Origin of the sequence: Aequorivita flava, from assembly GCF_038742595.1 — a bacterium.
GTDB classification, from domain to species: domain Bacteria; phylum Bacteroidota; class Bacteroidia; order Flavobacteriales; family Flavobacteriaceae; genus Aequorivita; species Aequorivita marisscotiae.
Window position 1 is genome coordinate 109,108 of the sequence record NZ_JBANCF010000004.1, and the last position, 12,770, is coordinate 121,877.

At 35.0% G+C, this 12,770-nt stretch carries 11 protein-coding genes; 4 read left to right on the forward strand and 7 right to left on the reverse strand.

Annotation, left to right across the window (positions count from 1 at the left end; genetic code table 11):
- The first annotated feature begins 316 nt into the window (after positions 1–316).
- The 4 genes from VZD24_RS07420 (at position 317) to VZD24_RS07435 (ending at position 4,944) form a co-directional block, all read left to right on the forward strand.
- Positions 317–2,146 carry a transglutaminase domain-containing protein gene (locus VZD24_RS07420; protein ID WP_342686378.1) on the forward strand — a complete coding sequence of 610 codons (1,830 nt, stop codon included), beginning with the start codon at positions 317–319 and terminating at the stop codon, positions 2,144–2,146.
- Complete coding sequence (locus tag VZD24_RS07425; protein ID WP_342686379.1) at positions 2,112–4,142, forward strand: DUF3857 domain-containing protein; 2,031 nt, start codon at positions 2,112–2,114, stop codon at positions 4,140–4,142. The genes VZD24_RS07420 and VZD24_RS07425 overlap by 35 nt, the downstream gene beginning before the upstream one ends.
- Before the next feature lie 258 nt (positions 4,143–4,400).
- Positions 4,401–4,658: a type II toxin-antitoxin system ParD family antitoxin gene (locus tag VZD24_RS07430; RefSeq protein WP_279447975.1), complete on the forward strand. Its 258-nt coding sequence runs from the start codon at positions 4,401–4,403 to the stop codon at positions 4,656–4,658.
- Positions 4,645–4,944, forward strand: coding sequence for a type II toxin-antitoxin system RelE/ParE family toxin (locus tag VZD24_RS07435; RefSeq protein ID WP_342686381.1), 300 nt, complete (start codon positions 4,645–4,647; stop codon positions 4,942–4,944). The genes VZD24_RS07430 and VZD24_RS07435 overlap by 14 nt, the downstream gene beginning before the upstream one ends.
- Before the next feature lie 205 nt (positions 4,945–5,149).
- On the opposite strand, the gene VZD24_RS07440 is transcribed toward VZD24_RS07435, so the two are convergent.
- The 7 genes from VZD24_RS07440 to VZD24_RS07470 form a co-directional block, all read right to left on the reverse strand.
- Positions 5,150–6,193: a toll/interleukin-1 receptor domain-containing protein gene (locus VZD24_RS07440; protein ID WP_342686383.1), complete on the reverse strand. Its 1,044-nt coding sequence runs from the start codon at positions 6,191–6,193 to the stop codon at positions 5,150–5,152.
- Between the two features lie 28 nt (positions 6,194–6,221).
- Entirely contained in the window at positions 6,222–6,464 is a 243-nt protein-coding gene (locus tag VZD24_RS07445) for a hypothetical protein (protein ID WP_342688778.1), read from the reverse strand.
- A gap of 4 nt (positions 6,465–6,468) precedes the next feature.
- Positions 6,469–8,703, reverse strand: a complete 2,235-nt coding sequence (locus VZD24_RS07450; RefSeq protein WP_342686384.1) for a caspase family protein — start codon at positions 8,701–8,703, stop codon at positions 6,469–6,471.
- Between the two features lie 36 nt (positions 8,704–8,739).
- Positions 8,740–10,704, reverse strand: coding sequence for a tetratricopeptide repeat protein (locus VZD24_RS07455; protein WP_342686385.1), 1,965 nt, complete (start codon positions 10,702–10,704; stop codon positions 8,740–8,742).
- A gap of 339 nt (positions 10,705–11,043) precedes the next feature.
- Positions 11,044–11,904: a formate/nitrite transporter family protein gene (locus VZD24_RS07460; RefSeq protein ID WP_279447969.1), complete on the reverse strand. Its 861-nt coding sequence runs from the start codon at positions 11,902–11,904 to the stop codon at positions 11,044–11,046.
- A gap of 44 nt (positions 11,905–11,948) precedes the next feature.
- The gene (locus VZD24_RS07465) at positions 11,949–12,149 is read right to left on the reverse strand and encodes a hypothetical protein (RefSeq protein ID WP_279447968.1); all 201 of its coding nucleotides are present in this window, start codon (positions 12,147–12,149) and stop codon (positions 11,949–11,951) included.
- A 2-nt stretch (positions 12,150–12,151) separates the two neighbouring features.
- On the reverse strand, positions 12,152–12,763 hold the full coding sequence (locus VZD24_RS07470) for a nitroreductase family protein (RefSeq protein WP_342686386.1): 612 nt from the start codon (positions 12,761–12,763) through the stop codon (positions 12,152–12,154).
- Positions 12,764–12,770 lie beyond the last annotated feature (7 nt).

Here is a 12,770-nt window from a genome sequence, read left to right on the forward strand (position 1 = left end):
AATACATAAGTTCATTTACATTTAAAAGTAGTTTAAAAATTAAGAAAGTAGCACCATACTAGGGGTTAGGTAGGAGTAAGGTAGCTTTAAGGTAGCACGAAGGGTGGCCTAACCATACATTAAGTCACCCTAAACAATACATATATATTCATTGAACCATACATTAATGTACTCTGAACTATACATAGATATACATTAGCGAACTAATCAATAAAAAGATATTAATAATATATTTTTTTGAAATAAATTTTTAAAATATAATTGAAAGATTATATTGCAGTAGGTTTTATCCTGCCCCAACTGCTCAAATCTTTTTATGAAGAGTTTTATAAATGCCTCGATTTTACTAGTCTCTATTTTTTACTGCCAATGGGGCGCTGCGCAAGATTTTCAATTAAAATCGAAATTGGAAAATATTCAAATTCAAGCTGACTCTTCTTTTGTAAATGAAATTTCAATTCAGTTTAAATCAAATAAGCAGACTCGTTTTTATCCAATTATCTACGATACAGAGTTGGAGCAGATTTCAAACATTCAACTTTTTGAACAAAAAGGAAGGCGACTAAAAAGCCTACCCATAAAAAATATTGAGGAGGAAGCCGTAAAATTGGATTATATAAATAGTAAGAAAATAAAAATCGTTACAATTCCCGCAGACAAAGAGGTTCAGTTAACCTACACTGTAATCTGTGAGGAATTGATGTATTTTTCAAATTTAGATTTCTTTTCATATAACCAAATAGACACGCTAAACTATATTATAGATGTTCCGAATGAATTTAAATTTGTTCACAATACCATCTATCAAGATTCCATATCATTTTTTGCTATGGATTCTATCAGTACTAATGCGGGTTCTAAGTGGAAAATAAAAGTGGCTCCAAAAAAGGTAGCGCCCGATCCGCTGCAGATGTTTGGTATTTATAAAAACATGAATGTACCCTTTATGCGAACCTTGGTTATGCCCAGTTCATATTCCGACCGCCCCATCAATTATATGAACGATTGGTATTTAAATAAAATTTCTTCTAAAAAAGGATTAAACTCTTCGGTTAAAAAAAAGATTGATGCCTTGACTGCTACTGTTACCGAACCTTCAGAAATTGTAGAAATTCTATATAATTACGTTAAAAATAACTTTAAATATGTTGCTATTGAGATTGGGATGGGCGCGTTTATTCCGTCTCACGCCAACGACGTTTATTTAAATAAAGAAGGCGATTGTAAGGATCTTTCAAACTTTTTGTCGGAAGCTTTAAAATACAAGGGTATTGAAAGTGATATTGCTTTGGCCGCCACATTTCAACATATTAGCGACTGTGATTTTCCTTCTTTAAGCTCGGCCAATCATGTTATTTGTATTGCTTATATAAATAACGAAACAATACTATTGGACCCTACGGATCCAGTTCATTTAATGAGAACTCCTGTACAAAGTTTACAGGACCGTACTATTTTAATTGTGAATAAGACAGGTGGTTCATTTTATAAAATAAATGCATTTAGTGCACAACAAAATGAAATTTCCTACAACTTAAATTTGAATTTAGATGCCAATGAAAATGTTATAAAAGGAACGTTTGAGATTGATTATGCTGGGCTTTCAAGTAATTATTTACGCCGAATGCAAAAATATGATGGCGAAGAAAAATTTGCTTTGAATGCAGAGACTTATTATAAGGAAATTTTTGGAAACCAGACCATTTCAGATTTATCACTTATAAATACTGCAGATACATTTCAACTAACGGGAAATATTGTAATCAACGGTAAAACTTTTAATGATGCCTCTCACAGGTATTTATTTATTGACTTTTTACCGAGGCTTATTGAAACTGAAAGTAGGGAGGCATTAATAGAAGGCACATATTTAAACAACCCATATCAAAAAAAGGTAGTGGTACGCATAAAATTAGACGAGCCCATAGAAGCTTTTAATCCCATTGAGCACAGCAAAATAGGCGAGGGGGTATCGTTACATTTAAATGTTAGGGCAATATCTAACACTGAAATAGAATGCCATTACAATTTTATTATTGACCATCTCTTTATTGATAGGGAAAACAGTAATACCACAAATGAAATTCTAGAATCTTTTAAAAATATTATCAATGCACCCATTGTTCTCGAAACCCAAAAGAGCTAGCTTCGCCATTTGCATCCTCGCTGGACTTTTCTATAGTTTTAACGCTACTGTTACTAATACAACGGTAGATCCATTTTTAACAATCTGTAAAAATTCTGACGCCTATTTTACCCATTCCTATAAAGATGTTACCTACGAAAAATTTTGGAGCAGTTATAAAAAGCATATTTCAATAGATAATAAATTGGTGGTTAATACGCCTTTAGGAGTTGAAAAGTATGCCTTTTTAACGTTAAATGAATTTGAGAGCAACAATATAGAAAGCATTAAAATTAGAACACTAAAAGCCAACGGTACCATTGTTGAATTGGATTCTAGTTTAGTATTTCGAAAAAATTCACCTCGTGAAAAATTTGGCGCCATACATTATCCCATTCCTGCAGTAGAACCGGGAGACACCATTGAAACCCATTATGTGTATTCGGAGCGTATAGAAACCGCTAATATGAAGAGCTATATAAATTTATACGCCAACTTGCCAAGTGTAAATTCACAATATACTATAAAAACAGGACCGCAACTTACGGTGCGATACAAAACCTATAATGATTTTCCATCCCCCGCAGTTATTGCCAATGACACGATTGTGTACTTACAATTTTCAATGGATAATGTAATAGCTCTCGAAGAGAATGAGCACAGTTGTTTACCGTGCGAAAAGCCGTATTTGTACTATTCCTTAGAAAAAAAGGACAGTGAGTTAAGATCTTGGCGCGATGTTTATAATGAAGAATTTAACTTTCTTACCCAACCAATGGCGTTAGACAAAGAAAATTCGTCCTATTATAATAGATGGATGCGTAGAGTTATTGGAAGCGCCAAAGACAGTTCCAAATATTATCAATTCCAGTTACTTTACAATGAAATATTAGCAAATTTCAAGATGTTGCCAATTGATGAATCTGAGTTTATAAAATCTACCGGCTATTTTTTAAAGGAAGAAAGATTTGATCCTATAAGTATCCGAAGGTTTTATAGACAATTATTAGAAGATTTGGAAATTGATTATTGGGCTGTATTTGGGAGAAGCAAACGCCTAGGCTCTATTGATACTGACTATATTAGGAAAGGAGAATTTGATCATATATTTTTTGCTTTTAAAAATGCCGAAGGTGATATGCAATTACTTTATCCACATAACGAGTTATACATGTATTTAATTGATGAAATTCCTACGTCATTATACAGTACGAAGGCAGTTTTGGTTAAACCGAATGCGGCAGATAATAAAAAGAAAAAAGCTGTATTTATTGATCGTGATTTACAATTGGCTAGGGTTGACTCCGTGTCTGTTGCAACAATTAATCTACCTGGGATGGATTCAAATTACAATTATATAAATCAGTCATTTTCTGGCAATGTAGATATTGAAAAAAAGAAAACCACCTTTAGGTATAGGCTCGAGATTTCGGGTGGTATGTCAACCGAAATGCGGAGTTTTTACAGTATGTTGAGTATGGATGAGGAGATAAGCAATTTCTATAGTACACTATCTGAATTTGAAGGCGAAAACAACACCATTCAGATAGATACTGTTACTAATAGGTTGCAAAAAGGCTATAAACCATTTGTTAATATTATGAGCGGGGAGGGCACATTAAATAATGCTATTACCTTTGTTAATGATAGTTTGGTTAGTGTTTCTATTGATAAACTTATTCAGCATTTTCAGTTGGAGAAAACGGTGGGTACTTCTGAATTAAATTACTATCTGGATTATAATTACTCCGATTATTTTACATTCTATCTAAACTTTCCCTGTAAAATTGAGGTGTTAGGACTGGAAAATGGAAAAATAGATTTTAAAAATGATTTAGGTGAATATTTTTTTGAGTTAGTGCAGAGTAAAGACAACCAGCTTAAAATACAGTCTAATTACACTATTTTAAAAAATTTAATTCTAAAAGAAAAACTAACGGAATTAAACCATTTAAATGAAAATGTTACTAATGCAAAGAGTAAACGCCTAATTATTAAATTAAATGGGACTCACTAATTGTTATAAAATAGCAATAGTAAAATAGACTGCTTTTTCAAAAAGTTGTCATTTCCAAAATTTCTTTTAGGATGTAATGAAATTGATCCCGAGGCTTCGGGAGAGATTCACGAGTACCTATTTAAATTATTAAAGTAAACACTCTTTTTTGCAAGGACAGGGACCTGGTAGAAAACTGTGTGTGGTGGAATATAATTTCAAAATTCAATTTTATTCACTATATTACACCAATAGTATGACGTTTTAAAAATCTATTCAATGGCAACAATTCGGAAAACAATTACACTTACTCAACAACAGGATGAATGGATTAAAGCTCAAATCCAAGCGGGAGAATTTACTAATGATAGCGAATACATACGCAATCTAGTAAGGCAAGATCAAGCTAAAAGTGTTGACTTCCTTGCGTTAAAGTCTAAACTTATTGAAGGTTTGGATAGTGGTGTGGGTAACAAAACGCTTCCAGAAATAATGAAGGATGTTGAAACTCGTATGAAAAAGGATGGGCGTTTATAGACTTTCGAGAAAAGCTGAGTTTGATTTAGAAGTTATGTATGAATTTGGGATAAGTAAATTTGGACTTATTCAAGCTCAGAAGTATTTTTTCGAGATGCAAGAAACTTTTAAACTTCTAGGCCGAAATGTAAATTTAGGTCGAGATGCTTCTGAATTTATAGATAATTTAAAAAGATTCAGTTTTAAATCACATACCATTTTTTATTTCAAGTCGTTAGACGAAATTTTTATAATTAGGGTATTGAGTCAGCAAATGGATTATGAGCAAAATCTGCAATTAGAATAACTCGGACTATTAAATGTGGATTTTGGGAGAATGTAGCGATAACTTGTTGTAGTTTTTAATTAGGCAAATTAAAGTCATAATTTGTCCTATAATTTATATTATGTAAAATAGAATAACCGATAAGCCATAATATACTCCTATATTATGCTATTACTTTATGCCTCCTCCCTTTGTACTATAAAAAGTATTTTAAGAAGCAAAATCACTAATTATACCGAATCCTTGCCCAAATATTGTAATTGGCATCTACCCACGTGTCGTAAACCAATAATCGCTGGCCCGGTTGCACATAATTTCCATTGCGTACAAAGTTTTCGCCCTCATAGAGTTCGCTTTTATAGATTGGGGTAATTATATCGTCGTATTGTGGCGGTGTAGAATTGTCGCCATCATAGAATAAATATTTCGTAAAGTTGTAATTACCTCCTTGTACGCCGTACCAGACCGTAGCCGATTTTGGCAACATTTGGTTAATTATTTCATAAGCTTGATCGTAATATTTACTAGTCCTTCCATAGGTATATAAAAAGGCTATATACCCGTCTAAATTATTGCTGTTTAAAGTAGTATTCCAATCTTGATCTTCTATTGTTCCCGTTTGTTGGGGAACATTGTAATCTACAAAAGAGTCTGTGTTGTCGTATGTGTCGTAATCTTCTGAATAATCTGACTGTAACGAAACTACTATAAGAAAAACTATCAAAATAACCACTGCGCCTCCACCAATTATTATCCCACCAATAATCAATGAATTATTGTTAGATTTTGGCCGTCTTGCCGTATAATTTTGGGGGCGTTGTTGCTGTTTCACCGGGGGTTTAAATGTACCTTTTTGTACGGTTACTTTCTCTTTTGGCTTATCGGTTAGTTGAAGGGTTAAATCTTTTACCAATCTCTCAAAACCCAATTCGTGACCAAGTGCTTCAAAGTCTATAAATTGTTTTCGTGCCAAGCGCATGGGAACGTCGCACTCCTCTATTTTTATAGGGTTTAAACTCTTTCCTAAGCTTAATGCGTAGGACATTTCATCTTTTACAGGATCTGAAGATACCGAAGTTTTAGACAGAATTAGCACCAGCGCATCTGCCTTTTTTATTTCTTCTTCTATGGTATCGTCCCAATCGTTGCCCGTCATAATATTTTTGTCAAACCAAACTTCAAAGCCTTGCGAGCGCAACGCTTCTACTAACGATTTTACATAATCTATATCTCGCCTGGAATAACTGATAAAAATTCTTTTTCCACTCATGGCTTACGGGATTTACATTAAACTGATTTTATTTCATTAGCTCGTAGGTTTTTTTAAATATGGAAGCATCGCAGACGTATTTTTCGTCGTTAACGCCTATCATTAGCCAATCTCCAGCTTTGCCTTTCATTACACCTTCCATAGTTTCTACCTCAAATGGCTCGTCTATCTGAACACATTTTACGGGTATAGGCTTTTTAAGTGCTTTTTTGAAATTCAGCTTTGGGGTCTTGTTTTGGGTAAACTTCAACATTAAGTTTAATTTTGCCATTAAATTACGATAAAAAATTCATTCTTAGGAATTTGACAAACACATCTTTGGGATTATCGGTTTGCATTAAGCTAGTGTACGCGTTATACGCATTGGTATAAATTGACAGTTTTTCGCGTAATCCAGCCATTGCTGCGGCTTTTGCATAGTTGTTCTTCGAATTTTCAAATTCTCCTTTATACAGATACGCTTCGCCCACGGTGGCAAACTTCCAGAGACTGGGGAACGGATCCAGTATGGTTGCCTCATAGGCTTTATTGGCAAATACCGTCATTTCGGGCCTCTCGCCTTTCATTAAACTTACAAAAGCCAAATTTATAGCGTGATAATAAATTTGTGAATAATCGTTTTTAGCTTCGGCTATTTTTAAAGCATCGTTGTAATATTTATATGTCATCGATAAATCGTGGGCGGTAAACGTTTTTAAATATTGCCGTTTGTACCTGCCGCCCAGTATTCCCAATAAATTTGAGTTGTTTTTTGCCAACGGGTGTGCTTCCAAAATTTTTACGGCCTCTTCCTCCCTACCCGCGCCTTCCAGTGCGTATATTAATCGCTCTACTCCTTTACCATCCAGCGTTTTTATCTTCGGAAGCAGTGAATTTATTACTGCTTTATATTCGCCCAAAGCAATGTTAATTTCTTCTTTATTGGAGAATTTGTTCAGAAAACTTTTATCGGTTAAGGTTTTTAAAATAGCCTGATACCCGTCATCGGCTTCATTTTCAACTTGTACTATCGAAAAATGACTGCCTTCAATTAACTCGTGATATTTTTTGTTAAAGGGCGCCAAACTTGAGCTTAATGGTACATATTCATCCTTGCTGCCCGCAATTGTTTTAAAGGTGAAGGGATAGCCGTGTTTAAAAGCTTTATTCCATCGCTCCCGCAAATTTTTTATATAGACACTTCCCTCCCTTAACTCCTTTTCGTCATTGGCGTAGGTAAAAAAGTCTTTGAGCGCAAGTTCCGGGAGGCCGTTACTGGGGGTAGCAAAAAATAAAACGTGGCTTATTCTTTCAAGATCTGCGGGATCTAAAGCAATTAGTGCTTGTTGGGCTACAATGCCACCCAAATCGTGCGCAATTATGGCAATGCGTTTGTATTTTGAAAACTTATTTTTAATCGAAGAACACAAATAATCTGAATTATGCTTAATATCGCTCGCACAGGCCCAAATATTCTTGCCCATTTCGGGAACAATATTGCTGCTGTAACCTAACGGAAACATATCCCACCCATCAAAAGCCTTATTGTTCATTAGCAACATTGGGGCTTCGGAAAAGGTATTTTCGGCATCTCCTGAAAAACCGTGAATAAACAGAATGGCGCTATTGCCGTTTTTAGTTTCCCTAAATTTTGTAACAGGCTCTTTTGTAGTGATTTTAGGTGAATTTTCTAAAGCTTTAGTTTTAGTTATTTCAGTTTTATTTTTTATTGAATTTGAAGCAAAGCTCACCACAAAATCTTCAAATATCTGCAAGTTAGCATACGGGTTTTGCTCTGGATGTACTTGAGGTACCTTTTTAAATAAATATTGTACTACTTCAAAAATACGTACCAATGGCTCATCGTCTTCTTGTTTGTTTTCACCTTTTAAAACTTCGAGCATACATTTTGTAAAAAGGCTATTTTCATCCCCTTCCATAATATACGATAGTTGGTTGGCGCGGCATGCAGAAACAATCGTCATACCACGGCCATCGTCCAGATTTTGGGCCAGACCATCTGCATTTGTAAGTTGGGGCCGTGCTCCAAAGCTGGAAACGCCCGCCGTTATTCCCGCTGCGTGACAACAGTCTAGAAAAAAAATTAAGCGACGGGATTTTAATTGTTGAATTTTGTCTTTAATTTCTTCTGCTTTTACCCAGGTGGTTTTATAATTGTTGGGGTCGTAATCATTTGGACATAAATGAAAATACTTTTGGTTTTGTGTTTCTGGCTTTTTAAGCGCTTCGTCTTTTATAAAAGTATTATCGCTATATGTGCCGCCGTGACCGGAATAATAGATTAATACCGAAGAATTTTCATCTGTAATTTGTGAAAGCTTCTCGAAAGCGTCGAGAATATTTTTTCGTGTAGCTTTTTTATTAGTGAGTAAGTTTATATTTTTTTTGAAATAACCTCCGTACTCCTTACTTGCCAAGATATTGTAAATTGCCTTGGCATCTGTAGCAGACTCGGGCAGGTCCTTCCCCACTCCAATTAACAGTGCGTGCGCGTTTCTTAATTTTGCCATATTTTTAAAATTACGGAAGTGCAAAAAAACAAAATACTATTTCCAAAAGTTCATTGCTTCTTCAAACACTGCCGTGTTGCTGTATTTCAAAAATTGAGGATCGTTTTTGAAAAACTTCCAATGGTATTTATGTCCGTTAGCTACCGCTTTCAGCAGATGGTTTTGAAATTGAGGTTGATTCTCTGTGGCAGCATAATACTGTGCTAGTGCGTAGTTTATACTTCCAAATTGATATTTTAAAGGCAACGTTTCTAAATTTTCGAGGTACGTTTCGGCTTTTATTTGGTTGCCCATTTTAAAATTACAAATTGCCAATTTTGTCAATGCCTCAACGTCTGTAGGATTATTGGCGTAGTGGGTGTTTAAAATCTTTTCGGCCTTTTCATACGCTTCAGCATAAAACAGTGCTTCTGCAAGCATTACCGGCGCCACAATTGCGGAGTCTGAATTTAGAATATATTTAAAATATTCCATGGCCTTGGTTTTGTTATTTTTCAATAAAAACTCCTTCCCTACCTGTAAATACAAGTCGTTTACTTCGGCGGGGGAATTCGTAATTTCTATTTTTCTAAGAAATTGGTCGAGCTCCTCAATTTTATTGGCACGAACGTAGGCAATAGCAAGCGGTTTGTTTAAAATTTTGGCGTCAAACTTATTTTGTGCATCTTCAATGGTTTGTAGCGCCGCTGTATAATTGCCCAATTCTATATTGGCATAGGCGTTTACATAAATCCGCGCCACGCAATCTGAACAGTTTTGAAGGTTTATACTATCCATCGGGATCACTTTGTAAATAGCTTCAACATCTTCCGGCTTATTAACAAACTGCAGCGCTACCACCATAGCGGTTTTATTGGTGGTTAAATCGAATGGCGCAATTTTGTACTCGTTTAAAAGCGTTTTATACACGGTACGATTGTCGCCTTTTAAAAGCGCTTCGTACATATTTAGCAGATTTAACTGTCGTTTATTGGTGTACGAATCTGGTTTAATTAAGTTTAAGAGAGAATCTGCCGTTTTAAAATCTTGTTGGTTGTAGTAATGGGCCACACGGAGCACTTTTGGTTCAAAATAAGTAGAATCTGAAGCTATTGCTCTGTTTAAAAGGTTAATATAAGTTTCGTTTTCGTTGCTGTTTTTAGCTTCAAGTAGCAATTTGTACGCTTCATATTTTGGCGGTGTTTCTTGCAGCATTAACTTTTGCTTATCTTTTGTAATAAAATAGCCAGTTATAGATTCGTTTAAATCTTCAATACATTCTAGGGGGTTGGTTGCAAGACATTGTGTAGGTTTAAACGATATAATGGTTTTATTGGTTTTTCCATCTATCAACATCCCTTGAAAGAGAAGTTTTTCGTTTTTGAGATAGAAATTTCCTGAAATTATTTTACTGGGTTTTAGATATTCACGTACAATGGTTGATTCGTCTTCCTCAATTTTTTTTCCTTTTAAAATTGTTCTATATTCATCTACTAAATCTTGTGTTATTACCTGCGCTACTTGGTTTTCGGTAATGCCGTGGATTATCCAGTCTGAGGCCATTTTACTTACAATGTCGTATTTATGGTCTCCCGTATTATTACCAAATTTTAGCACAGCAATCTTATCGCTACTAATAATTTTTGGCAGGGAATTGTTAGCGGGTAAAAAATTCTTGTTTACTATTAAGAATACGGCAATTACACATAATGAAGCGATAATTCCGAGAGCCGAGAAATATGTTTTCCGAAAGGCTAGTTCTTTCTTGGGTTTCTTTTCGCTTTGCGCGATTTCAGCTTGATGAATTTTGGCTAATCTGAATTTCCAAAGAAGAAAAATATAAATAGGAAAACAAAGCAATAAAATTATAATTAAAAAAGTAACGGATTTTTCGGGAAGCCCCAATGGTTGCCAAGTTACTGCGAGAACTTGTAAGATAATCCACGCAGAAACCACATAAATAGACAACATTTTAAAGACTTCCTTTTCGTGGCACTGCTTAAAAAAGGAACTAAGCTTCATATTCTTCGGTTAGTTTCGCTAAGTTACTTAAAATCATTTGCCTAAGCGCGAAATATTTAGATTAAATACGGCAGGGTGTTCGTTAATTTAGTACCTTTAAACAGTATATGTTAACTAAAAAATATAGCCATGGGGAAAAAACTAGAAAACAAAACAGAAAAAAAGAAGCCGGCAAAACCAATTGCTGCTAAAGCTTCGGCAAAACCAAAGGCGAAACCTAAGCCTGGAGCAAATATTAATCCAGGTTAACATATTCCCACTCGCTAAAAGATTTAAAAATAAAACCCTTGAAAAAGGGTTTTTTTATTGTTGTTTATAATTAAAAATTGCTTCCTCTACCTACCCTTTTACATCGTAAACAAAGGCACGATATTTCAGCAAAGCAACAAAAATGGCTCCGCCCAAGGCATTTCCTAATAACGCTAAAAGGATAAAGGACAGATAATCTACAAATGTTATTGCAGACGAACTTATCCAGCCAGCAAAAACCTCTACATTGCCCACAATACTGTGGTGAAGCCCGGTGAATGAAAGCACTGCGGTAATCATAAATATTAAAACGATTCGGCTTAGCGTACTTTTTGAAGCTGCTATTAACCACGAGAGCAACCCCATTAACCAACCGGCAAGAATGGCACTGACAAAAATTACCGAATTATCGTAATGGGTTACGTGAACCGCTATTTTTTCGACAGTTAATAAATTGAATATGCCTAAATGTGGTCCAATCCAAACCAATAAAAATGCTATTAGGTAGCCCCCAATTAAATTTCCTGAAATAACCAGCCCCCAAAGTTTTAATAAACTTCGGAAACTTCTTTTTTTATTTAGAACCGGAAGCGTTAATAGTGAAGTTTGTTCGGTAAATAATATGGATTGCCCCAAAATAATCATTATAAAGCCTACCGGATAAACCACAGACAAGAGTTTTATAATAGTGTCTTCTTCAACTTTTCCTTGTAAAAAGAAAAAAAGGCTACATATTAATAAGTAGCTGAAACCTATTTCCAGACCGGCCGTTAGCGAACTTAGAAGTATACTTATAGCATTTTTATTATAAGTTTCCTGCCCATCAATTATTTGCTGTTTTAAGATTTCGCCGTGCGATTTGGTACTGGTTATCTCTGATGACTTAGAGTTTTCCAGTTCTTCATCAATATTGCTTTGTTGTTCCGCTTTACTGGGGTTGGGTTTAGGCATATACGGTAGGTTGTGCAACCATAAAAATCGTCTTTTTTATTTACTTATTCTTCTTCAGAATTTATTTTTTTAAGTGTTTCTGAAATTGTTTTTTGGTCTGAGCGTGATTTCATTGCATCGTCTTTTTCAACTTTTAATTTGCCATCGCCCTTAATTTTTAAATCTTCCTCCTGTTGAAGTTTCCCAAAATTTGAAGATTTTCTATATTCGTCTTGAAAATCGGCGTGCTTTTTCTTCTTTTCCATAATTAGCTGTTATTTTTAAAATTTCCGTTAAACGCAAATTCAGTAATATTTTTTCTTTTACGCATTTTTTGCTCTTCTTGCCGTTGTAGATCTTCGGGTAAATTATCTAAGCTACCGCCGTAATAGCCAAAAGCCACGGCAGTTGCCACGTGGTAATCCTCGGTAAAGTTAAATTCACTTTGCGCCTTTTTAAATTGCAATCCGGCCATTTGGTGTGAGGCAATCCCCATACTGTTTGCTTGGTGAATTACATTCCCCATAAAGAGTCCCAAATCGTGAAGCGCGTGAAAGTTTTCTTTAGTACCGTCTTTCATTGTTTTTTTAAAGGCGTTTATCCATAAAACCTGTGAATTTCCTGCCCAGCTCTGATTAAATTCGTCTAAGCAATCAAAAATTCTATCGTACGTTTCGGTACCTTTTATACCCCAGATTATACGCCAAGGCTGAATATTGGAAGAACTTGGCGCCCATCTCCCCGCTTCTAACAACACCTGAACATCCGATTCACTAATTGGCGTATCTGCAAAGGTTCGCGGGCTCCATCTATTTTTAATGCTATCTAAAATAGGATGCTCTGTAGGGGTTTGTTTGTTTACGGTAGTACTATTTTTCATATTTTTT

Bases quoted from the DNA above. Each gene is read 5' to 3' on its own strand.
- VZD24_RS07465 (WP_279447968.1), bottom strand. From the start codon at position 12,149: ATGGAAAAGAAGAAAAAGCACGCCGATTTTCAAGACGAATATAGAAAA.
- VZD24_RS07430 (WP_279447975.1), top strand. From the start codon at position 4,401: ATGGCAACAATTCGGAAAACAATTACACTTACTCAACAACAGGATGAA.
- VZD24_RS07460 (WP_279447969.1), bottom strand. From the start codon at position 11,904: ATGCCTAAACCCAACCCCAGTAAAGCGGAACAACAAAGCAATATTGAT.
- VZD24_RS07455 (WP_342686385.1), bottom strand. From the start codon at position 10,704: ATGAAGCTTAGTTCCTTTTTTAAGCAGTGCCACGAAAAGGAAGTCTTT.
- VZD24_RS07420 (WP_342686378.1), top strand. From the start codon at position 317: ATGAAGAGTTTTATAAATGCCTCGATTTTACTAGTCTCTATTTTTTAC.
- VZD24_RS07435 (WP_342686381.1), top strand. From the start codon at position 4,645: ATGGGCGTTTATAGACTTTCGAGAAAAGCTGAGTTTGATTTAGAAGTT.
- VZD24_RS07425 (WP_342686379.1), top strand. From the start codon at position 2,112: ATGCACCCATTGTTCTCGAAACCCAAAAGAGCTAGCTTCGCCATTTGC.
- VZD24_RS07450 (WP_342686384.1), bottom strand. From the start codon at position 8,703: ATGGCAAAATTAAGAAACGCGCACGCACTGTTAATTGGAGTGGGGAAG.
- VZD24_RS07445 (WP_342688778.1), bottom strand. From the start codon at position 6,464: ATGGCAAAATTAAACTTAATGTTGAAGTTTACCCAAAACAAGACCCCA.
- VZD24_RS07440 (WP_342686383.1), bottom strand. From the start codon at position 6,193: ATGAGTGGAAAAAGAATTTTTATCAGTTATTCCAGGCGAGATATAGAT.
- VZD24_RS07470 (WP_342686386.1), bottom strand. From the start codon at position 12,763: ATGAAAAATAGTACTACCGTAAACAAACAAACCCCTACAGAGCATCCT.